This window comes from Desulfonatronum thiodismutans (assembly GCF_000717475.1).
Lineage (GTDB): Bacteria > Desulfobacterota > Desulfovibrionia > Desulfovibrionales > Desulfonatronaceae > Desulfonatronum > Desulfonatronum thiodismutans.
In genome coordinates this window covers 109514-132732 of record NZ_JPIK01000006.1, presented here as the reverse complement: position 1 = coordinate 132732, position 23219 = coordinate 109514, and the positions used below count along the sequence as shown (strand labels likewise).

The 23219-nt window shown below is 60.3% G+C and carries 25 protein-coding genes, 2 tRNA genes and 1 pseudogene; 15 read left to right on the top strand and 13 right to left on the bottom strand.

The window, feature by feature from the left end; translation table 11 throughout:
• Positions 1–72: 72 nt before the first annotated feature.
• Entirely contained in the window at positions 73–1449 is a 1377-nt protein-coding gene (mgtE, locus tag GY33_RS0106055) for a magnesium transporter (RefSeq protein WP_031386480.1), read from the bottom strand.
• A gap of 378 nt (positions 1450–1827) precedes the next feature.
• Positions 1828–2913, bottom strand: a complete 1086-nt coding sequence (locus GY33_RS0106050) for an NAD(P)H-dependent flavin oxidoreductase (RefSeq protein ID WP_031386479.1) — start codon at positions 2911–2913, stop codon at positions 1828–1830.
• A gap of 219 nt (positions 2914–3132) precedes the next feature.
• Between GY33_RS0106050 and GY33_RS0106045 the strand changes: the two genes are divergently transcribed.
• From GY33_RS0106045 to GY33_RS0105980, 14 genes are all read left to right on the top strand, one after another.
• Entirely contained in the window at positions 3133–4020 is an 888-nt protein-coding gene (locus GY33_RS0106045) for an Mrp/NBP35 family ATP-binding protein (RefSeq protein WP_051822347.1), read from the top strand.
• Positions 4021–4252: 232 nt separating this feature from the next.
• Positions 4253–5158 carry an NAD(P)-dependent oxidoreductase gene (locus GY33_RS0106040; protein WP_235185479.1) on the top strand — a complete coding sequence of 302 codons (906 nt, stop codon included), beginning with the start codon at positions 4253–4255 and terminating at the stop codon, positions 5156–5158.
• 52 nt (positions 5159–5210) lie between these two features.
• Positions 5211–5951: an adenosylcobinamide-GDP ribazoletransferase gene (locus GY33_RS0106035; RefSeq protein WP_031386476.1), complete on the top strand. Its 741-nt coding sequence runs from the start codon at positions 5211–5213 to the stop codon at positions 5949–5951.
• Between the two features lie 3 nt (positions 5952–5954).
• Entirely contained in the window at positions 5955–6398 is a 444-nt protein-coding gene (fliJ, locus tag GY33_RS0106030) for a flagellar export protein FliJ (RefSeq protein WP_031386475.1), read from the top strand.
• A complete protein-coding gene (locus tag GY33_RS19020) occupies positions 6358–7032 on the top strand; it encodes a MotE family protein (RefSeq protein ID WP_035271439.1) in 675 nt (224 codons plus the stop codon). The genes fliJ and GY33_RS19020 overlap by 41 nt, the downstream gene beginning before the upstream one ends.
• A 4-nt stretch (positions 7033–7036) precedes the next feature.
• Positions 7037–7819, top strand: a complete 783-nt coding sequence (gene truA / locus GY33_RS0106020; protein WP_235185478.1) for a tRNA pseudouridine(38-40) synthase TruA — start codon at positions 7037–7039, stop codon at positions 7817–7819.
• A gap of 73 nt (positions 7820–7892) precedes the next feature.
• Positions 7893–8744, top strand: coding sequence for a pantoate--beta-alanine ligase (gene panC, locus GY33_RS0106015; protein ID WP_031386472.1), 852 nt, complete (start codon positions 7893–7895; stop codon positions 8742–8744).
• Positions 8745–8772: 28 nt separating this feature from the next.
• On the top strand, positions 8773–9105 hold the full coding sequence (panD, locus tag GY33_RS0106010) for an aspartate 1-decarboxylase (RefSeq protein WP_326923843.1): 333 nt from the start codon (positions 8773–8775) through the stop codon (positions 9103–9105).
• 28 nt (positions 9106–9133) lie between these two features.
• A complete protein-coding gene (locus GY33_RS0106005) occupies positions 9134–9790 on the top strand; it encodes a DUF502 domain-containing protein (protein ID WP_235185477.1) in 657 nt (218 codons plus the stop codon).
• 14 nt (positions 9791–9804) lie between these two features.
• Complete coding sequence (gene metK / locus GY33_RS0106000) at positions 9805–10974, top strand: methionine adenosyltransferase (RefSeq protein ID WP_031386469.1); 1170 nt, start codon at positions 9805–9807, stop codon at positions 10972–10974.
• Between the two features lie 42 nt (positions 10975–11016).
• Entirely contained in the window at positions 11017–11613 is a 597-nt protein-coding gene (locus GY33_RS19655) for a DUF721 domain-containing protein (RefSeq protein WP_235185476.1), read from the top strand.
• 19 nt (positions 11614–11632) lie between these two features.
• The gene (locus GY33_RS0105990) at positions 11633–11980 is read left to right on the top strand and encodes a hypothetical protein (protein WP_031386467.1); all 348 of its coding nucleotides are present in this window, start codon (positions 11633–11635) and stop codon (positions 11978–11980) included.
• A 103-nt stretch (positions 11981–12083) separates the two neighbouring features.
• Positions 12084–12157, top strand: a tRNA-Gln gene (locus tag GY33_RS0105985).
• A 13-nt stretch (positions 12158–12170) separates the two neighbouring features.
• Positions 12171–12248: transfer RNA gene (locus tag GY33_RS0105980), tRNA-Glu, on the top strand.
• Between the two features lie 164 nt (positions 12249–12412).
• Here the strand turns inward: GY33_RS0105980 and GY33_RS0105975 are convergent.
• The 11 genes and pseudogenes from GY33_RS0105975 to flgB all read right to left on the bottom strand — a co-directional run bounded on the left by GY33_RS0105975 (position 12413) and on the right by flgB (position 22335).
• Positions 12413–12847, bottom strand: a complete 435-nt coding sequence (locus tag GY33_RS0105975) for an MOSC domain-containing protein (RefSeq protein WP_031386466.1) — start codon at positions 12845–12847, stop codon at positions 12413–12415.
• A 39-nt stretch (positions 12848–12886) separates the two neighbouring features.
• The gene (locus tag GY33_RS0105970; RefSeq protein ID WP_051822345.1) at positions 12887–14035 is read right to left on the bottom strand and encodes a cobalt-precorrin-5B (C(1))-methyltransferase; all 1149 of its coding nucleotides are present in this window, start codon (positions 14033–14035) and stop codon (positions 12887–12889) included.
• Between the two features lie 27 nt (positions 14036–14062).
• Positions 14063–14752 carry a precorrin-8X methylmutase gene (locus tag GY33_RS0105965; RefSeq protein WP_035271437.1) on the bottom strand — a complete coding sequence of 230 codons (690 nt, stop codon included), beginning with the start codon at positions 14750–14752 and terminating at the stop codon, positions 14063–14065.
• A 2-nt stretch (positions 14753–14754) separates the two neighbouring features.
• On the bottom strand, positions 14755–16323 hold the full coding sequence (locus tag GY33_RS0105960) for a cobyrinate/hydrogenobyrinate a,c-diamide synthase (protein WP_051822344.1): 1569 nt from the start codon (positions 16321–16323) through the stop codon (positions 14755–14757).
• Positions 16320–17646, bottom strand: a pseudogene (locus GY33_RS19015) (FliI/YscN family ATPase). Before GY33_RS19015 ends, GY33_RS0105960 begins: the two are co-directional and overlap by 4 nt.
• Positions 17646–18368 (bottom strand): FliH/SctL family protein, encoded by a 723-nt coding sequence (locus GY33_RS0105950; RefSeq protein WP_031386462.1) that lies wholly within the window; start codon positions 18366–18368, stop codon positions 17646–17648. Before GY33_RS0105950 ends, GY33_RS19015 begins: the two are co-directional and overlap by 1 nt.
• Positions 18355–19356, bottom strand: a complete 1002-nt coding sequence (gene fliG, locus GY33_RS0105945) for a flagellar motor switch protein FliG (RefSeq protein ID WP_031386461.1) — start codon at positions 19354–19356, stop codon at positions 18355–18357. The genes GY33_RS0105950 and fliG overlap by 14 nt, the downstream gene beginning before the upstream one ends.
• Position 19357: 1 nt before the next feature.
• A complete protein-coding gene (gene fliF, locus GY33_RS0105940; protein WP_031386460.1) occupies positions 19358–20959 on the bottom strand; it encodes a flagellar basal-body MS-ring/collar protein FliF in 1602 nt (533 codons plus the stop codon).
• 185 nt (positions 20960–21144) lie between these two features.
• Positions 21145–21450 (bottom strand): flagellar hook-basal body complex protein FliE, encoded by a 306-nt coding sequence (gene fliE / locus GY33_RS0105935; protein WP_031386459.1) that lies wholly within the window; start codon positions 21448–21450, stop codon positions 21145–21147.
• 37 nt (positions 21451–21487) lie between these two features.
• Complete coding sequence (gene flgC / locus GY33_RS0105930; protein ID WP_031386458.1) at positions 21488–21925, bottom strand: flagellar basal body rod protein FlgC; 438 nt, start codon at positions 21923–21925, stop codon at positions 21488–21490.
• Positions 21925–22335, bottom strand: coding sequence for a flagellar basal body rod protein FlgB (flgB, locus tag GY33_RS0105925; RefSeq protein ID WP_031386457.1), 411 nt, complete (start codon positions 22333–22335; stop codon positions 21925–21927). Before flgB ends, flgC begins: the two co-directional genes overlap by 1 nt.
• A gap of 259 nt (positions 22336–22594) precedes the next feature.
• Between flgB and GY33_RS0105920 the strand changes: the two genes are divergently transcribed.
• The gene (locus GY33_RS0105920; RefSeq protein WP_031386456.1) at positions 22595–23158 is read left to right on the top strand and encodes a tetratricopeptide repeat protein; all 564 of its coding nucleotides are present in this window, start codon (positions 22595–22597) and stop codon (positions 23156–23158) included.
• The last annotated feature ends 61 nt before the right edge of the window (positions 23159–23219 follow it).

The window sequence follows — 23219 nt, the reverse complement described above, 5'->3', positions numbered from 1 at the left end:
TTTTTCTCGGAGCATCTTTGCCGATGAGAGCGTTTACGGAGCTCAGAATCCGAAGACGCGGCTCCCGTGGCGTTATCCGACGTGTTGCAGCCCCAGGTACCATGTGGCGATTCCGAAGTAGATCATGATTCCGAAGATGTCGGCCAGGGAAGCGATCAGCGGGGCGCTGGCCGTGGCCGGGTCCAGCCGGAAGCGCGTCAGCAGGAAGGGCAGGGACATGCCCATCAAGCTGCCCATGAGCACGATGATGACCATGCTCATGGCCACGACCATGGTCACGTCCGGCCCGACCCGGAAGATCCCGATCATGGACACCGCCATGCCCATGCACAGCCCGATGGCCAAGGCGATGAGGATTTCCCGGCTGAGCAGCTTGAACCAGTCCTTCATATGCACCTCCCCCGTGGCCAGGGCGCGGACCATCAGCGTCGCGGATTGCGAGCCGGCATTGCCGCCGCTGCCGATAAGCAGAGGCAGGAAAAACACCAGGGACACCACCGCCTGAATAGTGTTCTCGAAGTAGGCAATGCCGGCCCCGGAAAAAATATTCACGAAGACCAGGGCCAGGAGCCAGGGCACGCGCTTCAAAAAAAGGTAGTAGAGATCCGCGGGCTTGAACCCGCTGAGGTCCGAGGCAGAAGGACCGAAGCCCTCGGCGATGGAGCCCATGCGGTGAAAATCCTCGGAGGCCTCTTCCTCGATGACGTCGTGCACGTCGTCAAAGGTGATGATGCCGATCAACGCCTCCTTCTCATCGACCACCGGCACGGCCAGGATGTCGTACTTGGCCATGGTTTTGGCCACGTCTTCCTGGTCGTCGTTCACATGAACGGTGACCGGATCCCGGCGCATCACTTCCTCGACCTTCTTCTCCGGCGGGGCCATGATCAGATCCCGCAACGAGACCAAGCCGATCAGACACCGCTCCTCGTCGATGACGTAGGTGTAGTAGATGGTCTCCTTGTCCGGCGCCTCCAGGCGCAGCTTGTCCAAGGCCTGCCTCGCGGTCAGGGTCGGCTTGAGCACCGCGTAGTCGGAGGTCATCAGCGCTCCGGCCGTGCCCTCGTCATAGGCCCCCAGACGGATGATGTCCTCGCGTTCCGCCCTGGCCAGCAGCCGCAGGACGTTTTGCCGACGTTCTTCCGGGAGGAGCTGGATCAGGTCCACCCGTTCGTCGGAAAACATGTTCGTGATGATTTCCGCCAGCCGCTTGTCGGACAGGCGGAGCACGATGTCCATCTGCAGGTCCGCGTCCAGTTGGCCCAGGACCTCCGCGCTGTGGTGCGGAAAGAGGGTCTCCAGGACCTGGGCCGCGTCCTTGGTGGACAGCTCATCCAGGGAGTCGGCCAGATCGGCCGGATGCAGGGAGGCCGTAAAATCCCGGAGCGCCTTGGGATTTCCGGCCTCCAGATACTCGTTCAGCGTCGAGATGATTTGTGGATCTTTCATGGAGCGCGTCCTGACCCGTGGTCGTGTGGCCCGTGGTCGTGAGCAGGGACGCGCCGAAGAAGGGACTCTTCGGGGAACGGACTACGCGCTGCTACTGCGTGGTTTCCCCGAAAAGCGGTGCGCCGTGCCGACTCGCGGGCAAGGCCGAGGGAGGTTGAGATTGTCGGGTGCTACTGCCACCTTCGTCCATTCGTGAAGACTCCGTCTTGAGGTCATCGGAAACGGGCGTTTCAAAATCGGCCCGAACAAAAAAAATAGGAAAAGCGCCAAACCGAAACAGCCGATTGGTATCTGGTTTCAGGCGTGAATTCAAGAGAAATGAAAAAGGACGAGGCGTCGCGGCCTCGTCCTTTTTCATGCTCTCGACAACCGAAGAGATTACGCCGGGGCCGCGCAGGCGGTGTCGTACTCGGCCTCCAGGGATTCCATCAACTCCTTGACCGAAAGCAGCTCCTTCACCCGGTGCGCGGTTTGCCCCGCAAAGGCGAAACCGAGGTTCAGGCGTCCCTTTTTGGCGTTGGCCAGGGCCTGGGCGATGCAGTAAGGGCTCTTCTTGACGTCGCAGGTGACGATGCAGTGGTACGGACATTTGTACGGCTTGCGCTTGCCCTCCTCCACGTCGGCGAGGAACTGGTTCTTCAAGGCCCGCCCCGGCATGCCCACCGGGCTTTTGATCACCGTGACGTCGCCTTCCTTGGCGTCAATAAAGGCCTGCTTGAAGGCCATATCCGCGTCGCACTCGTGGGTGGCCACGAAACGGGTCCCAAGTTGGACCCCTGCGGCACCCATGCGCAGATACTTGCAGATGTCCGCGCCGCTGAAGATGCCGCCCGCGGCGATCACCGGAATGGCTCGACCGTGTTTCTGCTCAAAGGGCTTGACCGCCTCAATGACTTGGGGGACGAGGCTTTCAAGCTGGTACTCCGGGTCGTCCAACTGCTCGGCCTTGAAGCCCAGATGGCCGCCGGCCAGAGGGCCTTCGACCACGAAGCCGTCCGGGAGATAGTTGAACTTCGAGAGCCACTTCCTGCACATGATGGCCGCGGCCCGGCCCGAAGAAACGATGGGCACGAGTTTGGTCTGCGAGTCCTCGGTGAGATACTTGGGCAGATCGAAGGGCAGGCCGGCGCCGGAAAAGATGACGTCGATCTTCTCCTGGACGGAAGTTCGAACCAGGTCGGCGAAATTGCTCAGCGCGACCATGATGTTCACGCCGAGGATGCCTTTGGTCATTTCCTTGGCCTTGCGGATTTCCCGCTGCAGGGCGCGGATGTTAGCCTCTGCGTAATTTTTGGCCAGATCCGGCTCGCCCATGCCGATCATGGCCGCGGAAATCACGCCGACCCCGCCTTGATTGGCCACGGCGGCGGAAAGGCCGGAAAGCGATATGCCCACCCCCATGCCGCCTTGGACGATGGGGACCTTGGCAATCATGTCGCCAAAACGTAAACTGGGAAACGTCATGATGTGTTTGACCTCCAGATTGGGCGGCTCGAGCCTTCCCCTCCAATGAAACGGGGGAGTGGCTGAACCGCGTTTATCTATTGTTTTGCGCGTGTTCTTATACCATTCTCGAATCGTCGGCAATTCGTTCGGCCGGATTCGTCCGGGGCGGATTCGTTGACCCCAAGATACTTGCGTCAGGATTATTTTGAATACCAACCACTGAGGAGAATTGACATTATGAGCAACCATGCGTGCGAATCCTGCTCGGACAAGCAGGGATGCAGCGGAAAAAACGAGGAAGAGCAGGCCCTGTGTAATGCTTTGGCCAGGATCAAGAACAAAATCGTCGTCCTGTCCGGCAAGGGCGGCGTGGGCAAGAGCACGGTGGCCGTGAATCTGGCTCAAGCCCTGGCCATGGCCGACATGAAGACCGGGCTGCTGGACGTGGACGTCCACGGACCAAGTCTGCCTCGGCTCCTCAGCCTGAGCGGAGAACGGGCCCGGCTGGATGCCGGACGGCTGGAACCGCTCAGCGCCGGACCGAACCTGTGGGTCATGTCCCTGGGTTTTCTCCTGTCCAGCGCCAGCGAGGCCGTGATCTGGCGCGGACCGGCCAAAATGGGCGTGATCAAACAGTTTCTGCGCGACGTCGCCTGGGGCGACCTGGATTATCTGGTGGTGGACTGCCCTCCGGGAACCGGAGACGAGCCGCTTTCCGTCCTGCAGCTTCTGGGACCGGAGGCCAAGGCCCTGATCGTGACCACCCCCCAGGGGGTGGCCGTGGACGACGTCCGTCGCTCCGTGACTTTCTGCGCCGAACTGGGCAATCCGGTGCTGGGCATCGTGGAGAACATGAGCGGCCACGTTTGCTCCAAGTGCGGCCAGGTGGAGGATATTTTCGGCAGCGGCGGGGGCGAAGCCTTGGCCGGGGAAGCCGGAGTCCCGTTTCTGGGCAAAATCCCCCTGGATCCGGAAGTGGCCCGGGCCGGAGACGAAGGGTTCGCCTTTCTGCGCGTCCACTCCGACGGCCCCACGGCCCAGGCCATGACCCGGATCATCGCGCCCATTTTGGCCATGGCCGGAAGCCCGTCATTCGGGGAACAGGCAAGTCCGTTGAAGACGTAACCACGGGGTTCATCACAGGTGGGACGGTGAAGACGGATGCGGCTTATACCAACTCAACATCGGTAATGCGGTATTCGCTTGAGAAGATGCAGTTACCGGTGTCGGTATCGGGATCGATACTGTTTGTTCCCCAACAATCCAAATTCGATCCCGATACCGATACCGACACCGAAAGAGAAGCTTTGAACTAGATGGTCTTACTGTGCGTAAAACAGAACCGAGGAGGAAGACGATGACCACCGACATGACTACCGTAACGCCCGAAGCCACGCGGATTGGATGGATCGGGACCGGGGTGATGGGGGTGTCCATGTGCGGGCACCTTCTGGACGCCGGATACAAGGCCGTGGTGTTCACCCGGACCAAGGCCAAGGCTCTGCCCTTGCTGGAAAAAGGCGCAAGCTGGGCCGATTCGCCCAGGGCCGTGGCCGAAGCCACGGACGTGGTGTTCACCATTGTCGGCTTCCCTCCGGACGTCCGGGAAGTATATTTTGGAGAGCAAGGGCTTTTGGCCGGTCTGAAATCGGGCCGGGCCTGCGTGGACATGACCACCACAAGTCCCAGTCTGGCCGTGGAGATCGCCGAAGCCGCCCGGCAACGCGGCGCGAACGCCTTGGACGCTCCGGTATCCGGAGGGGACGTGGGCGCACGGAGCGCCAAACTGTCCATCATGGTCGGCGGGGATGACGCGGCCTTTCAAACCATACTCCCCCTGTTCAAGCTGATGGGCGTGAACATCGTCCACCAGGGACCGGCCGGAGCCGGTCAGCATGCCAAGATGTGCAACCAGATCGTTATCGCCGGGACCATGATCGGGGTCTGCGAAAGCCTGGTCTACGCCGCGGCGGCGGGGTTGGAGCCCTCCAAGGTTCTGGAGTCCGTGACCAAGGGCGCGGCCAACTGCTGGAGCCTGGAAAATCTGGCCCCGCGCATCCTCAAGGGCGACTACGCCCCCGGGTTCATGATCGATCACTTCATCAAGGACATGGGCATTGCCCTGGAAGAGTCCCGACGCATGGGCATCCACCTGCCCGGACTGGACCTGGTGGAACGGCTGTACAAGAAAGCCTCGGAATTGGGCCACGGTCGCGACGGCACCCAGGCCCTGTATCAGGCCTTGAAAGCCATGAAGCCGTAGTCGCCCATGAGCAGCTCCGAATATTCCTTCTTATCGGCCCGCGAGGTTTTCCTTGCGAATATGGCATGAATTCATCCTGGCCGCCGGGTTCCTGACCCGGCTGGCTCCGGCCCGGATCGTCGACGTCGACACATTGGGGCGCGGCGTGCGCTGGTTCCCCCTGGTTGGGCTGTACCTTGGCTTTGTCGCGGCACTGCCCTTCATGCTCGGCCTGGGCGAGGGTCGTCCATGGATTCAGGCTTGGCTGTGGCTGGGCGTGACCATGGTTTTGACGCGCGGCCTGCACTGGGACGGCTGGGTCGACCTGTGCGACGCATGGGGTAGCGGAGCCCGGGGGGAGCGATTCTGGGAGGTGCTCAAGGACAGCCGGATGGGAGCCTTCGGAGGCATGGGGCTGGTCATGGGGCTGGCGGGGTACTTGGTTCTGTTGTCGGAAGTGTTTCCGCACGGAGCGTGGGGAGTGCTGATCTGGGCTCCTGTATTGGGGCGAACCGCCGCGGTGGTCCTGGCCTGGAGGACCCGGGCGCTGAGGCGACCGGGCCTGGCCGGTATTTTTTCGGATGCGGCCACGGGCAGGCGTTCGCTCTTGGTCGTCGGAACGGCCCTGGCATTGGGACTCGCGTTCGTGCCGGTGAAGACGTTGGTGTTCGGCGGCCTGCTGTGCGTTGCCGGGATGCTGTTCCTGGTCCGCCTGGCCCGATTCCGAGGAGGCGTAAACGGCGATTTCCTGGGAGCCGTAATCGTTTGGGGCGAGTTGAGCGTTTTTCTCGGATGGAGCCTCGGCGGAACCTGAGTCATGCCCAAGCCGTTTCATTTTTCCCTGGAAAATGTCCTGGACTACCGGCGTCAACTTGTGGACAATGCTCGACTGGAGCTGGCAGCGGCTCAGCGAGCCTATCAGGCCCAGACCCTGAAAGTCGAAGAACTCCGCGTCAAACAGGAAGAAGCGGCATCCCGCCTGGAAAGCCGTCACCTGCTGTCTCCCGACGAGTTCTGGCTGTGGAGCACCTATAGGGAACGCCTTTTGCAGGATGTGCAGCGTGAAGAGTATCGACTGCAAAACCTGGCGAACCGGGTCGCCTCATGTCGGGGCGAACTGATCCAACGATCCAAGGACGCCAAGATTCTGGAACGACTTCGAAACAAAAAGACCTTGGAATTCCATGCGCAAGAAAAAAGCAACGAGCAAAAGGACCTCGATGAAATGGCAACCCTTCGGCACCAGTATAAAGATCTCTAACCTCCTGGCCGCGGTGGCCGTGCTGAGCATGTGCAAGCTGGTCTTTCTGGCCGTCTGGAGCGGGACCGGCGTTGCGGATTATCCGGGAAGCGCCGTGGCCGAAGCCGTCCTGGCCGCGCCGAAACCGGCCCACGCTCAAAGCTCGGCCACGGAGATCCCCGGAGCGTGGGACATGGCCCAGGCTGGTGCGCCGGCCGACGCAGCCGATGCGCCAGGCCAGAACGTCGGCGCATCGCGACAAATGGCGGCCCAGGGCGACCTCTCGGAGGAGTGGCAAAATTTACGGCGACGTCAGGAGGAGGTTCAGCGCCAGGAACAAACCTTGCGCGCTCTGGAAAACGAACTCGACGCCAAGCTGAATCGCCTCCAGGAACTGGAGTCGCGGATTCAGGGCATGATCGAGGAAGCGGACGTGCTCAAGGACCGCAAGATCAGACATCTTGTGGACGTCTACTCCAATATGAAGCCTCGGGAAGCGGCGAAGGCGCTGGAAGCTTTGGAAGAGCCCGTGGCCGTCAAAATTTTGTCCGGCATGCGCGGCCGCAACGCCGGCGAGGTGCTCTCCTTCGTGGACGCGGAAAAAGCCGCCCGCCTGACCGAAGCCCTGACCAGGATGCAGCTTCCCTTGCAGTAAGCCGGTGACGACGCCTGATTCCTCGATACGCCTGAAATTCCAGGTCGCCTACGTTGGGACGGATTTCCACGGCTGGCAGCTTCAGAACGGTGCGCGTACGGTCCAGGGATGCCTGGAAAAGGCACTGGAACAGCTGACCGGCCGTTCCGTCCGGGTGCATGGGGCGGGACGGACGGACGCGGGAGTCCATGCTTTGGGGCAGGTGGCCCATGTGGACGTGCCCACGGCCCGTCGCGATCTCCCGTGGCAGCGGGCCATGAACGCGCTTTTGCCTCCGGATGTGACCATTGTCCGCCTGGAGCAGGTTTCCGAAACCTTCCACGCACGTTTCGACGCGATCCAGAAGACTTACAGCTACACCCTCTGGCATGAACCACGATGGCTGTTGCCGCAGCGCGGAGCTTACGTCTGGCGGGTCGGCGAGCTGAGCCTGGAAGCCATGAAGCAGGCGGCGCGGAAGCTGATCGGGTGCAGGGATTGGTCCGCGTTCCAAAATCAGGGCACTCCGGTCCGCAGTCCGGTGCGCACGGTGGGGGACATCCATTGCAAGGCTGGAACGTATCCGCAAGAAAGCGTCTGGTTGTTCACCGCCGACGGCTTTCTGAAGCAGATGGTCCGTAACCTTATGGGGTGTCTGGTCATGGTCGGGAAAGGCCGATTGAGCACGGACCAGGTTCTGACCATTCTCGAGCAAGGTCGTCGTGAAACGGCTCCGGCAACGGCCCCGGCTCGTGGACTGTGTCTGGAGCGGGTGGACTACGGCGACGGGTCTGGCGAGGTTTTTTGAATCCGGGTACTGTTGGACGAGGCGTACGTGGAGAAGGTTCTTGGCGACAAACAATGATTTGATGGAGAGACGCATGAAAACCATCACCCAACCGGACGAAATCCAATCATGGACCATGCGGCAACGTTGCGCCGGCAAACGTCTGGCCTTGGTGCCGACCATGGGCTTTTTTCATGAAGGTCATCTGGCCTTGATGCGCTGGGCCAGGGAGCGCGCGGACGCGCTCCTGGTCAGCCTGTTCGTCAACCCTACCCAGTTCGGCCCGCGAGAAGATCTGAAGCGCTATCCGCGTGATCCGGAACGCGACGCCCGACTGGCCGAGGAGGTGGGCGTGGACGTCCTGTTCATGCCCGAGGCCGAAGCCATGTTTCCCGACGGCCACGCCACCTGGGTGGAAGCGCCGACTCTTTGCCGCGGGTTGTGCGCGGTGCAGCGTCCGACGCACTTTCGCGGCGTGGCCACTGTGGTCGCCAAACTGTTCGTGTTGACCAACCCGTCACTGGCCGTTTTCGGTGAAAAAGATTGGCAACAGCTGGCGGTCATCCGGCGGATCACGAGGGACCTGAACCTGCCCGTGGAGGTCCATGGGCGGCCCACGGTACGCGAAGCAGACGGTCTGGCCTTGAGTTCGCGCAACGTCAACCTCTCTCCCGAGGAACGAGGCCAGGCTCCGGCCATCCATCGAGGCCTGCTGCACGTAGCACGACTTGTCGAAGAAGGAGAGACCGACTCGAGTCTGCTGTTGGCCTCCCTGGGCAAAAGATATGCCCGGGAAATGCCCCTGGGTCGCGTTGAATACATGGCCGCGGTGGACCCGGACCAGCTCTATCCCGTGGAAGAGGTGTCCGGCCCGGTCCTCGTCGCGGTGGCCGCGCGCTTCGCCAACGCGAGGCTCATTGATAACATTTTGATTTCAAGAAAATAATAGGGATTCCATGGCGCATCGCTGTTTCATGATCGGAAAAATCCATCGGGCCACGGTCACCGAGGCACGGGTGGATTATGAAGGCAGCTTGTCCATCTGTCCCGACCTCCTGGAGGCTTCGGGCATTCTTCCGCATGAACGGGTGGACGTGTACAACCTGACCAACGGCGAGCGGCTGCGGACCTACGCCATCCTCGGCGAACCAGGGCAGGTATGCCTGAATGGGGCCGCCGCCCTGAAGGGCGCTCCGGGCGATATGGTGATCATCGTCGCCTATGCCTGGCTCACTTTGGAGGAATACGCCGATTTGCGGCCCAAGGTCGTGCTCGTGGACGCGACGAACAGGATCGTTAGCCCTTAAGCTGGTTAATCCGAGGTCAAAACCGCCCGTGATAATTAGAGACGCCCCTCCCCGCGGCCCGCTGGCCAGGCTGAAGCACTTCGTCAAGGCGAACCTTCTGGCCGGGATCCTTTTCCTGACCCCGGTCCTGGCCACCTTCTTCTTTCTGCGCTTCCTGTTCAACTGGGTGGACGGAATATTGCAATTTCTTCCCGCCCCCCTGCGACCGGAGAACATTCTCCCCTTCCGCATCCCCGGACTGGGGCTGATCATGCTCTTCGCCGCGCTGCTTTTAACCGGTTTTCTGGTCCGCAACTACCTGGGCCGCAAACTGGTTCATATCTGGGAGCGGGTCATCGACTCCATCCCCCTGGTCAACAAACTCTACCTGGCCGTGAAGCAGTTGGTGGAAACCATTTTCAACCGATCCCCGCAGGATTTTCAGCGGGTCGTTCTGGTTGAATTTCCCAAGGAAGGAAGTTATGCTTTGGGGTTTGTTACCGGTATCGCCACCGGCGAGACCCAACGCAAGACGAGCCAGAATGTTTTAAATGTTTTCGTCCCCACCACTCCCAACCCCACATCCGGTTTTTTTCTGATGGTCCCCGAGCACTCCGTGATCCCCATGGAAATGGGCGTGGAAGACGCCTTCAAGCTGCTGGTTTCCGGCGGCATCATCAGTCCGGACAGAAAGAACAACCAGTAAGGAGGAAATGCCGCATGCACGGGAATACCAATTCCTATCTCTTCACCTCGGAATCCGTTACGGAAGGGCACCCGGACAAGGTCGCGGACCAGATCTCCGATGCGGTGCTGGACTGCATCATCGCCCAGGATCCCACGGCCCGCGTGGCCTGCGAAACCCTGGTGACCACCGGCTTGGCCTTCATCGCCGGTGAGATTTCCACCAACGCCTACGCGGACTTCCCCAAAATCGTCCGGGAAACCGTGCGGGAGATCGGCTACACGAGTTCCGAGATGGGCTTTGACGCGGACACCTGCGCCGTGATTTCCTCCATTGACAAGCAGTCCGTGGACATTGCCATGGGCGTGGACCGGACCAAGCCGGAGGAGCAAGGGGCCGGCGACCAGGGCATGATGTTCGGCTTCGCCGTAAACGAGACCGCGACCTTGATGCCCGCTCCGATTTTCTATTCCCACAAGCTTTCCCGCCGTTTGGCTTATGTCCGCAAGAACAACATCCTCGACTTTCTGCGCCCCGACGGCAAGACCGAAGTCTGCATCCAATATGAACAGGGCAAACCCAAGCGGGTCGACAACGTGGTCATCGCCTGCCAGCACAACGAGAATATCGCCTACGCGGACTTGGTGGAGGCCATCAAGAAGGAAGTCATCTTCAAGAGCCTGCCCGAGGAAATGCTCGACGAGAAAACGCGGATTTTCATCAACACCACCGGACGCTTCGTCCTGGGCGGCCCCTTGGCCGACTGCGGACTGACCGGACGCAAGATCATCCAGGACACCTACGGCGGCATGGGCAACCACGGCGGCGGGGCGTTTTCCGGCAAGGATCCGTCCAAGGTTGACCGTTCCGGAGCCTATATGGCCCGCTATATCGCCAAGAACGTGGTCGCCGCCGGCCTGGCCGATCGCTGCGAAGTGCAGGTGGCTTACGCCATCGGCGTGGCCGAGCCCATCTCCACCCTGGTCACCTCCTGGGGCACCGGCGTGGTTTCCGACGAAGTGCTGACCAAGGCGGTCCGAGAGGTTTTCGATCTGCGTCCGTTCTATATCAGCAAGCGTCTGGACCTGCAGCGGCCCATCTACAAGAAGGCCTCGATCTATGGCCACTTTGGTCGTGAAGACGTGGATTTTACCTGGGAAACCACGGACGCCGTGGCCGACCTGCGCACCGCGGCCAAGATCTAGCACGATTAACACCACGTGCCACCCCCCTTCGACATGTCGGCGATGGGTAAACAGCACGTGGTGTTTATTCCGCGGTCTTTTCCCATGACCTACCAGGCGCGCGACATCCTCCATGATTTTTGGAACAGGGCCGAGCGTCGGCTCCAATGGCGGCTTGCTGAAATATGGTCGTCCTGGTCCACGGTGGTCGGTCCCGAAATCGCGGATATGGCCAAACCCTTGGGTCGCAACAAGACCACACTGCTGCTGGGCGTCGAGGACCCCATGGTAATGCAGGAAATGCATTTCCACGCGCCGACGATTCTGCGAGCCGTCAATGCCGCCTTGGGAGAAAAAGTCTTTGACAAGGTCCGCCTTGATCTGCTAGGAGGCCGATCTTCCTTGGTCGCGGTCGCGGATGCAATTGGAAACGCTTTGCGGGAAGGAAGAAAGACCGCTTCGCGCTTTTCGCCGGAGATATATGCGCAAGCAGGCGTGAAGCTGGAAGGAACGAACCACCCGGATAAACGGTTTTCCGCCGTCCCAGCGCTTGAGCGTTGCTACCGGAAATATGTTCGATCGCTTGAACAGGTGAAATCGCGTACCGAAGACGAACCATGCGCGGCAACAACGAACCGGGTGGATGGCCGCCCCGAGTAAGATAGCGAAGGAGAAAGGAATGAGTGAGGAAAAAAATATTGTTTTGAAAAAACCCTTGGACAAGATGACCGCCAAGGAACTTCGAGAATTGTGCATTTCTCAAATCCCCCAGATTACCGGGGCCAGCGGAATGGATAAAGACGCCCTCGTGGTCGCCGTGCGTGAAGCTCTTGGTTTCAGCACGGACGAAGAGAACAAGGGACCGTCTCCATATAAGGACCAGATTTGGTCGTTGAAGCGTCAGGTTCGCACGCTGCGCACTGAGAAAGATCAACTGCCCAGCACCCAGCGCAAGGACCGGAATCGCTTGCGCCGCAAAATCAACCTGTTGAAAAAGCGGACTCGACGTTTGGCGGCCGCTGCATAGCGGTTTCCGAAAGATTATTTGTGGTGTCGAGCAAAAAGCAGCTTTTCTTCGCGTTTATTATTGACAACCGATCCCCTTTTGCTTAGTTGTACGGGCTTTGCGTTGGGGGATCGTCTAGCGGCAGGACTACGGACTCTGACTCCGTCAACCTAGGTTCAAATCCTAGTCCCCCAGCCACACCATACCCAGCGTCCCCATCGTCTAGCCTGGTCCAGGACATCGGCCTTTCACGCCGGTAACAGGGGTTCGAATCCCCTTGGGGACGCCAATTCAAAATCAAAGGGTTGCAAGCACAAGCTTGCAACCCTTTTTCTTTTTCGCCCGTCTTGCGACTTTCGGCAAGGCTTTTTCCATGTCTGCTGGTCTCGAAAAACGAGCCCTGCTGTTTCCATTTACAAATGACAGGAGACGAGTAGGCTTGCCCTCTCCTCTTCAGCTTTCCACCTCCACCACGTCCCCCACTCGGACGGGGCCTCCGGTCAGTACCCGGATGAAAATGCCTTCTTTGGGCATCACGCAATCTCCGGCTTGGTGAAAAATGGCGCATCGGGTGTGACATTCCTTGCCGATTTGGGTGACCTCACCCACGGCTTGCGAACCGATGCGCAGCTTGGTGCCCAGAGGCAGGCTGGGGAGGTCGATGCCTTCGGTGGTCAAGTTTTCCGCAAAGTCTCCCGGGCCGACTTTCAGGCCGGCGGCCTGCATTTTCTGGATGCTTTCCATGGCCAGCAGACTGACCTGGCGATGCCAGGGCCCGGCGTGGGCGTCGCCTTGCAGGCCATGCTCGGTCACGAGTTCTCCCTGATCGATGTTCTTTTTCCGCTGACCCTTTTTGGCGCTGGTACAGACCGCGATTATTTTTCCCATGATTTGTTTTCCTCCGGTGTCGTTGTCGGGATTCGAGGCTCAGGCGGAAGTCGGACGGCTCTCCGTCGAGACGGAGGCCTTGTGTTCCGCCCTGTGCAATACCTGACCGTCATAGTCCAATAAAATCAATTCCACGTCCACCGAGGAACGGCCCCAGATGCGGCAGTGACCAAGTGCCTTGACCAAGACTTCCTGCGTCATCGCGGCAAAGTGAGCCCTCCCACGCAGGATATCCAAGGCTTCTCTGGCCGTATTACCCCGGGCGATTTTCTCGGTTACAACCGGTTCCACGCCAACGCTCGCCGCCAGATTGGCCAAGCCGGGCAGATCCACGGGAAAAAGCCGGGCATGGGTTTGCGGTCGACCCTGAGCCATTTTAACCAGCTTTCCCCAAAAGCCCCCCCAGATCACCTTGTGCATCCCGCGTCGGGCCGCCTGGCGCATGGCGAATCCCGGATGATCCCCGGCCTGAATGAAGGCGGTTTTGGGAAGCCGGGGCAGTGCGGCCTCCAGAAACCGCTGCCCCCTTCCCCCGGTGCTCAGGGCCACGGTGTCCAGGCCTTCGGCCAGGGCCACGTCCAGGCACTGGATGATCGTCTCCTTCCACGCCGCATGGCTGAAGGCCTTGACCGTGCCCCGGGTTCCGAGAATGGAAATCCCGCCGACAATGCCCAGTCTGGGGTTCAGGGTTTTGGTCGCCAACTCCTCGCCCCGGGCGACTTCCACCAGCACATGGACCCTGGCGCTGCATCCAAGTTGCTCCAAGGTTTCCAAAACAGCTCGTTGGATCTGTCGAAGCGGCCCCGGATTGATGGCCGCCCGGCCCACGGGCACGGGCAATCCAGGCCTGGTGACCGTCCCCACCCCTTTTCCTCCCCGGACCACCACCTCGGCCCGAGGCCACGGCTCCAGATGTACCCGCGCCGAAATGGCCGACTCGTGGGTGGCGTCGGGATCATCTCCGGCCTGCTTGCGCACCGTGACCCGAACCGAGGGGACACCGGTGGGCGATGTTTTCGGCTCCAGACTTTCCAGCGGGACCACCAGCCGCACATGCCCCTCCGGGCAGGGAATGTCGACGTGTTTGGGCCTTTCGCCGCGTACCAAAAACAACAACCCGGCCTTTGCCGCGGCCGTGGCCGAAGACCCGGTGGTGAAGCCGATTCGCACCTTGCCGCGTCGAGTCATGGCCAGACGAGATGAAAATCAAGAAGCTTATGCGAGAGGAGAGATATCATTTCGGATCTGATCCGCCCCCCTGGCCAAGGCCATGCCGGCCAGAGCGTTCAAGGCCGCGGCAGCCAGGGCCGAACCGCCTTTGCGGCCGTGAATCAGGATGAAGGGGATGCCTTCGGATTCCAGCAAAGCCTGTTTGGACTCCGCGGCCTGGACAAACCCCACCGGCATGCCGATGACCAAATTCGGAATCACGGCTTTGCCTTGCATCAACTCCAGAAGCCGGAGCAGGGCCGTTGGCGCGTTGCCCACCACCCATATGGCCTCTTGAAAACGCTGGGCCGCCACGTCCACCGCGGCGGCGGCGCGGGTGGAGTCGGTAAGCCGGGATCGCTCCAGGGTTTCAGGGTCACTGATCAGACAATGCACCTCGCACCCGAGGGGAGCGTACAACCTTGGAGACAGACCGGCCTGGGCCATGCGGGTGTCCGTGATCACCGGGCAACCTCGACGCAAGGCTTCCAGCCCGGCGGTCACGGCCCGGGTGTGAAACCGAACCAGGTCCAGGAGTTCAAAGTCCGCGCTGGCGTGAATCATCCGCCGGACTACCGGCCACTCGGTATCGCCAAAGGGCCTCGGAAGCGGAACCTCGGCGTCGATAATCCGCATGGACTCGTTCTCGATATCCAGCCCGGCGGCATTCAGGGGGATCGGCCCCAACTCGGTCATGATCAAATCCTTTGATTGCGGTTGGCCGCATAGCGCTCGCAGGCCCGCGTAAACGCGCCGGCGGCCGGTGGATGGGAGCCAAAGTGCAGGTGAACGTACGAGGCTACCACATTGCCGCGGCGGAAACCGGCCAAGCTCGCCCGGCCCCTACGATCCTCGACCCGAAAGGCCGGATCGTATGCGTTTTCCGAAATCTCCTCCAGTCCGGAATAATGAAACTCATGGCCGCGCAGCATGGTCCCCGCGGGCCCCAAAACGCCCTCGGCCAGCAGTTCCACCTTTCTGTAGCCCAGGGCCTGGAACCGGGAAAACATCCTGGCCCGGCCTGGAAAAAGGCCAACCATGGGAAAGCGCTTCCCGTCCACGTCCTCCAGTTCGGATAGCAGGTACATCATGCCCCCGCATTCGGCATAAACGGGCATCCCGTCCTGGGCAGCCTTCCGGATCGCCTCGCGCATCGGACGGTTCGCGGCCAAAACGGCCGAGGAGAGTTCCGGGTAGCCCCCTCCCAAGTACAATCCGGCCACGTCTTCCGGCAGCCGTTTGTCCGCAAGAGGAGAAAAAAAGACGAGCCGTGCCCCGGCCCGTTCCAGTAATCGCAAGTTTTCCTGATAATAGAAACAGAAGGCCGGGTCTCTGGCCACCCCGATGGTCACTCCGGAGGCCGCTCCGGGAAGGCTCCCAGGTGGCAACGCCGAATCGGTCGCCTGGCCTGCTGACGCGGGATTCGTGAAAACCGGCCGCTTGCTGATTCGTTGAATCCACTCCAAATCCAGCCCTTGCTCGGCCCAGGCGGCCAAGCCTTCCCGACGTTGGGAGTCCCAGAACACGGGATGTTCCCGATCCTGATTTTCCGCCCCCACCATCCCATCTGACATCCCCCCTGGCACGTCTTCGGACGGCTTTTCAGCCGGAGATCCATCTAAATCCGCGGCCATGACCAATCCGAGATGCCGGGAGGGAAGGACCAAATCCGGTCGACGAGGCAAAAAACCCAGGCATGGGAGATCCGGCAGGTACGTGGACATGGCTTCACGGATCAGGGCTTCGTGGCTTGGCCCGCCCACCTGGGAAAAGATCACCCCGGCCAGTCGCAGTTCCGGATCAAAGTCCCGAAAGCCGCGCACCAGAGCCGCGGCGGAGCGGCCCTGGGATCGGGCGTCCACCACAAGAACCACGGGCAGGCCCAGCCATTTGGCCATCTGGGCCGTGGAGCCGCTCTCCTCAGAGCCGGACGCTCCGTCGAACAGCCCCATCACCCCTTCCACCAGGCAAACATCCGCGTCCCCAGCGTACAGATGAAACAGTTCCAGAATCACGTCCCGGCTCAGTATCCAGCCATCCAGATTGTGCACGAAACGGCCGCTGACCGCGGCCAGATGCGTGGGGTCGATAAAGTCCGGCCCGACTTTGAATCCTTGGACACGCAGTCCGTGTTCCCGGAAAGCGGCCGCCAGCCCCAGTGTGGTCAGGGTCTTTCCGCAGCCGCTGCGGGTTCCGGCCACGACCAGCCCCCTGACCTGGCCGGACGATCCGTTGTCCTGACCGACCTGGTCACAATATGCCGTCACTTCCCGGTGTCCTTGTCCAGCAAAGCGAACAGCCCGGAAAAGCTGTCGTCGAGGGACCGACACTCGTCCACTTGTTGGCGGAGGTAGTGTTGAATCGGGCCGATGCGTTGCAGCGCCGTGTCAATTTCCTGACTACTCCCCTTGGCATAGGCCCCGATGTTCACCATGTCCTCAACTTTCTTGAACGTGGCCAAGGAGCGGATCACCTCCTGGCCGGCCTGGAGGATTTCCGGCGGGGTGACGTCCGCACGCAGTCGGCTGACGCTTTTAAGTACGTCGATGGCCGGGTAATGCCCCTGGTCGGCCAACTCACGGGTAAGCACGATGTGGCCGTCCAAGATGGAACGGACCGCGTCGGCCACGGGCTCGGAAAAATCATCGCCTTCCACCAACACGGTGTATATCCCGGTGATGCTGCCCTGCTCACTATTTCCGGCCCGCTCCAGGAGTCGGGGAAGCATGGCGAACACCGTGGGCGTGTATCCCCTGGTGGTGGGCGGCTCTCCGGCGGCCAGGCCCACTTCACGGGCTGCCATGGCGAACCGGGTCACGGAATCCATCATCAGGATCACATCCTTGCCCTTGTCCCGAAAATACTCGGCCACGGCCGTGGCCGCGAAAGCGGCACGCATCCGGACCAGCGGTCCCTGTTCCGAAGTGGCAACGATCAGCACCGAGCGGGCCAAGCCCTCCGGCCCCAAATCTTTTTTCCATAAAATCAAGGACTTCTCGCCCTCGTTCGCCCACCAGGGCGATGACGTTCACGTCCGCCTTGGTATACCGCGCGATCATGCCCATCATGGTGCTCTTGCCTACCCCGGAGCCGGCCATGATCCCCACACGCTGACCCTTTCCCAGGGTCAACAGGCCGTTGATGGCCTGGACTCCGGTGTCCAAAGGAGCGTGAATCCGAGGACGTTTCAGGGGATTGAGCGGTTCGGCGTGGAGGGGATAATACTGGGATGGTTGCAGCACGGGGCCCGAATCCATGGGCTGGCCGAAGGCGTCCAGAACCCGACCCAGCATCCGTTTGCCCACGGGGAACAGTGGAGGGGTGTTGGAATTCTGGATCAGGTTTCCGGGCCGGATGCCCCGCATTTCGCCGTAGGGCATGAACAGCACAGAACCGTTGCGAAATCCAACCACCTCGGCGGGAATGCCTTCAGGGTCGTCATCCGAGAGCAGACGGCAGTACGATCCCAGGGAAGCCTTCATACCCCGGCCTTCCACCAGCAGGCCGACGACCTTGGAAACCTTGCCGAAGGTCCGGGCCGGATCCGTCTCCTGGAGCACGTTGATGCAACTTTGCGGGCAAAGCCCCATCAGCTGTTTTCCTCCAGGGTCAGTTGGTCCAGGATTTCACGCAGACCGGCCTTGCGCGAAGCAACTGTGTTGTCCACCATCCCGTGATCGCACTCCAGGATCAGACCGCCCGGTTCGATTCGCGAATCATCCTTGACTTTCCAGGTGGGCAGATGATCCTCGCCCGACTTCCTCAGCCTCAGCAAATTCTCAATCAATTCGCGATCTTGCGGATTAACGGCAATGATCACCTTGCGCTTGGCGTCGATCATGTCCACGGCCTGGTCCAGCAGATTGGCCATACTCTCCCGGCGATGCACGTCCAGCTCCACGGCAATGGCTTTTTCCACCATGACGTGCAGGAGCATCACCAGGTCGCCGCGGTGGGTTCGCCACACGGCCCGGCCCTGCTCTTCAATGGCGCTGATCACCGCGGCGCACTGCCCGGCGGCCTGCTCCAGGACTTGCTTCAACTGGGTCTCGCCCTCGGCCTGGCCCTCGCGAAAGCCCTCATCCCTGGCCTGAATCTTGATTTGCTTTGCCTCTTCCATGGCCTGGGCCAGGATATCCTTGGCCATCACCTGGGCCTTGGCTCGGACCCGGACGAGGTATTCCTCTTCGGCCTCCATGCTCCAGGCGGCTTGACGCCCGCCGGCCAGAGTCAATTCGGACAAACCCACGGAGCGGGGACCGATGATGATTTTCCCCTCGGACCGGGCGCCATCAGGACTAGAGAAGGACATCGCCGCCTCCCTTGCCCGTGATGATGATCCGGCCTTCGGCTTCCAGGCGGCGCACCACCTTGACCACGTTCATCTGGGCTGTTTCCACCTCGGACAGTTTGACCGGTCCCATGATTTCCAAATCTTCCTTGATCATGGTGGCCGCGCGTTCGGACAGGTTGGAAAAGAACTTGGTTCGCAGGTCCTCGCTGGCCCCCTTCAAGGCCAGGGTCAGTTCGTCGTTGCTGACCTCCTTGAGCAGTTCCCGGATACCGCGATCGTCCAAGGTCTTGATGTCCTCGAACACGAACATGAGCTGTCGGATTTCCTCGGCCAACTGAGTGGATTCCTCTTCGATGTCCGCCAGCACTTCCTCTTCCGTGGCGCGTTCCACGGCGTTGAGGATCTCGGCCACCGACGACACGCCGCCGACTTTCCGCCCTTCACGACCGCCCATGGCGATCAATTGCCGATCCAGCACCTTGCCCACGTCCTCAAGCATGTCCGCGGGCACGGCCTCCAGGCGGGCCAAGCGGATCAGCACTTCGGCCCGGACCCCGGCGGTCATGTTCTGGAGCAGTCCGGCGGCCTGCTCCGACTCCAGGTGACCCAGAATCAAAGCAAGCGTCTGAGGGTGTTCGTTGCGCAGAATCTGGGCCAGCAACTTCGGGCTGATGCTTTCCAAGGCCTTGAACGGCCCCGGCCCGGTGTCCAGTTCCAAGGAGTCAAGTACGAATTTGGCCGTTTCACTGTCCAGCCCCTGGAGCATCTTACGCACCCGGTCCGGGCTGCCGACCAGCATGTTTTCGCCCAGGGCCAGGACCTGGTTGAACTCCTTGAGCACCTCCTCGACCATCTCCTTGGGGACCGAATCCATCTCCACCATGGCCTTGCTCACCTGGGTGATCTCGCGACGATCCAGGCGTTTGAACACGTCCACGGCGCACTTGTCTCCCAAGGCCAACAGGAGGATGGCCGTCTTCTGCGTACCGGATATTTTATCTGCCACTTCAGGCGTTCTCCTCTTTCAGCCAGATCTTCAGAACTTGGACGCTCTGTTCCATGTTCTTCTGAAACAGCTCCGCGGTGGCCTGCTTCAGTTCTTCCAGGCGGCGCTGAGCCAACATGCCTTCGGACTCCTGCGTTTCGGCACCTTCCAGAGCCATCGCTTCCGCCCCATCCAACTCGTCAATCGCACCCTCGTCCTGCTCGGCGACACGCGGCCGGATCATGGCCATCACCACGGGGCGGACTACCAGGAGCAAAAAGAGCAGAACCAACAGGAAGTTCAGGATCGGTTTGCCGAACTGGCGGCCGTAGTCCAGGATGACGTCCGCCAGGCTCGGCGGCGGGATCATTTCCGGAGCGCCGAAAGAAATACTGGAAACCTCCACGCTGTCGCCCCGGGCTCCGTCGAAGCCGATGGCGTTACGTACCAGTTGATCGATCCGTTGAAGTTCCTGGGCGCTGCGCGGCACGAAGACATGGCCCTGACCGTCAGCCCCCGGCTCGTATGTTCCATCGACGATAACCGCCACGCTCAATCGCTGCAACTCGCCCAGAGGCATGACAATCTGCTGTTCCTCGCGATTGATCTCAAAATTGGTCGTGGACTGGGAACGAGCGCTTTCCTGATAGGTACCCTGCCCGGCAAAGCCGTCACCCTGAAACTGCGGCTCTGGAACCCCGGCTTCCAGGTTGGATTGTCCGATACTGGTTTCGTCACTTTTCTGTTCGCTGCGGACAACGGCACTGTCCGGATCGAACAATTCCCTGACGATGGTCCGCCGACTAAAATCCAGTTCCGTATTCACCTTGGCGATGACCTGATCGTGGCCGAACAGCGGAATCAACATTTGGCTGATGCGCCGTTCCAGGTTCTGCTCCAGTTGCAGCTTGTACTCCAACTGGGTGTTGGTCATGCCTTCCAAAGTATCCGAACTCTTGGGCTGGTAAAGGACCTGCCCAGTGGTGTCGGACACGGTGATGTGATCCTGAGTCAACCCTTCCACTGAGGACGTAACCAGATTGACCACGCTCTGGACCTGACGGTTGTCCAGCCTGGAACCTTGCTTCATGGTCAGAATTACGGCCGCGGACGGCGGACTCTGCTCTTCGATGAACAGGCTGCGATGCGGGATGACCAGGTGAATCCGGGTGCTTTCCACCTCGGGAAACTCGGAAATCGTTCTGGACAACTCGCCCTGCAGAGCCCGCTGATAATTGATGCGCTGGATGAAATCGGTCTGGCCGAGCTTGACGTCGTCGAACAACTCGAACCCCAACCCCGGCCCCCGCAACGCTCCTTCTCCGGCGACACGCAACCGCAGTTCATGGACCCGGTCAGCCGGAACTAAAATGGTCTGCCCGTTGTCCGCCAGCCGGTACGGCTCCTTGCCGGCCTGCAGGATGGTGCTCACCCGACTGGCGTCCTCGGGAGTCAGGCGGTCGTACAAAACCGCGTAATCCGGACGACCGATCCAGTAAATAAGCAGGAAAAAAACCAAAACCAGGGTCGCCGCCAAACCGCCGACCATGATGCGCTGGGAAACGCTGGAATCGTTCCAGATTAGCAGGACCTTGGCTTTCAAATTTTCCAGAAAAGGAGACATGGCTGGCTCCGGCTGTTGAGGTTCAACGGTTCAGGGTTTCAAAAAGTTATTGAATAAAATACCTTGCAGGCAGTCCGTTCAAAAATCCCAAGTGCAAGGAGCNNAAGGTCGAAGCGTATTTTTTGCTACGGGAGAGCTTGAACTTTTTACAGCGACGCGACAATTGGGAATTATCCAGCGGACTGCTAAAACGGCATCCGCAGCACTTCCTTGTAAGCTTCCATGATCTTATTGCGCACGGCGGAGGTCATGCTCATGGACAAGCTGGCTTTCTGCATGGAAATCATCAACTCGTGCACGTTCTGATTGGAGCCGGAGGCAAAGGACTCGATCATCCCGATGGACTCCTGACGGAGGTTGTTCACCTCGGCCAGTGACCCCTTCAAGGTATCGGTGAACGACCGGACCTCTTCATGCGGTTTGATGGTTTCGGGTCGCGCCATTTGCGCGGCCTGGTTGTAGGCCTTCATGGCGATGGGGGATATGGACATGACGTCCTCCGTGAGTTCGCGTCAGCGAAATGGAAGGTTATCGGCCCAGCTCCAGGGCCTTGTTGAACATGGTCTTGGCCGATGAAATCGTGGCCGCATTGGCCTCGTAGGTCCGCAACGCGGTCATCATGTTGGCCATCTCCTCGACCACGTTGATATCCGGCAAGCTGACGTAGCCCTGCCCATCCGCGTCCGGGTGCCCGGGATCGTAGACCCGTCTCAGGGGCCGCTGGTCCGTGACAACGCCGGAAACCTTCACACCCTTGACTTCCCGCTCCAGCTCGGAACGCATGGCCTTGGTAAAGGGGGAATCCAGAGGCGTGGCCTGAAAGACAACGCTTTTGCGACGATATGGACCGCCTTCCGGGGTCCGCGTCGTGTTCACGTTGGCCAGGTTCATGGAGATGATGTTCAGGTGCGTCCGTTCGGCGCTCAGGCCCGACGCTCCGATCTCCAGGGCGGTCATGAAGTCCATTATTTGCCTCCCTCGGTAATGACGGTTTTCAGTCCTTCGAAATTCTTCTGCAGCGTGGTGATCAACGTGTTGTAGAGCAACGTGTTCTTGGCCATGGTGGTCATTTCCTTGTCCAGGTCCACGGCATCCTCGCCCTGCACCACCCTGGGCTTGAGATCCTTGATGAAATCCGCGGAAAATTTCCGAGCGTCGAACTCCGCCGGCATATGATCCGGGCTGGTCCGGGTCATCTTGCCCCGAGCGTCCAATCCCAAGGCCCGCTGCAAATCATCCTCGAACTCCAGACTTCGGGCCTTGTATCCAGGGGTTTTGATGTTTGCCAGATTCCCCGCGACGACATTTTGACGTTCCAGACGCATGTCCAGGACTTTCCCCTGGAGATGAATATGGGATCCGAACAGACTTTTCATAACTCCATTCCTCCTGTCTTTCCGGGATGTTCATGAAGACCAGCCCGAAAATGAGCTCAATAGGACGCGGTTGATTGTCAAGCAGACAAGCAACTCTCGTTCCAACGTTACACGAGGAGTGGGTACAGGCGAGCCAACCAGGCGCGGCAAGGATTGCAGCGAGGGGTTGGCATGAAGGATGCAAAGCTCTCGGAACAAGGTCGGGCGTCAGTCGAAACAGACGTCGATACGGATCAAACAACTTAGAGGAGAGACCATCATGACCAGCCATCTCGACTACGAAATCAACAAGGAACTCGGGGAATGCTATCTGTTCATGGGAGAACTGGACAAAGCCGAGCAATATTACGAAAAGGCCGCCAACTCCAACGGAACCCATCCGGACCCCTACCTGGGCTTGGCCACGGTGGCGGTGCAGCGCGGACACCTGGAAAACGCCCTCAGCCTGTATCGTCGCGCCTCGGAAATCGAAGCCAGCGACAAGTCCCTGGCCGGAATGGCCCTGGTGGAAATGGAAACCGGCGCCCTGGACAGCGCTTTTACCCACTTCTCTCAAGCCCTGGAATATAATCCGGAAAATCTGGTGGCCCTCTACGGTCTCGTCCAGGCCGGCCACGGTCTGAACCGTCTGGAGGCGATCCTCACTCCCCTGGATAACTTCCTCGAACTCAACCCGGACAAGGCCGAAATCCGATTCACCCTGGCCGGCATCCTGGTCAAGCTGGCTCAGGTGACCAAGGCTCGTGAACAGCTGGAACGGGCTCTGGAAAGCGATCCTTCCTATGATCCGGCCAAGGAACTCCTGATGGAACTGGCCCAGTAGACTGCCGCGCATCCCGTGGTTTCTCCTCCGTCTTGACCGCGGTCGTCCGAGCCGGGAGCGG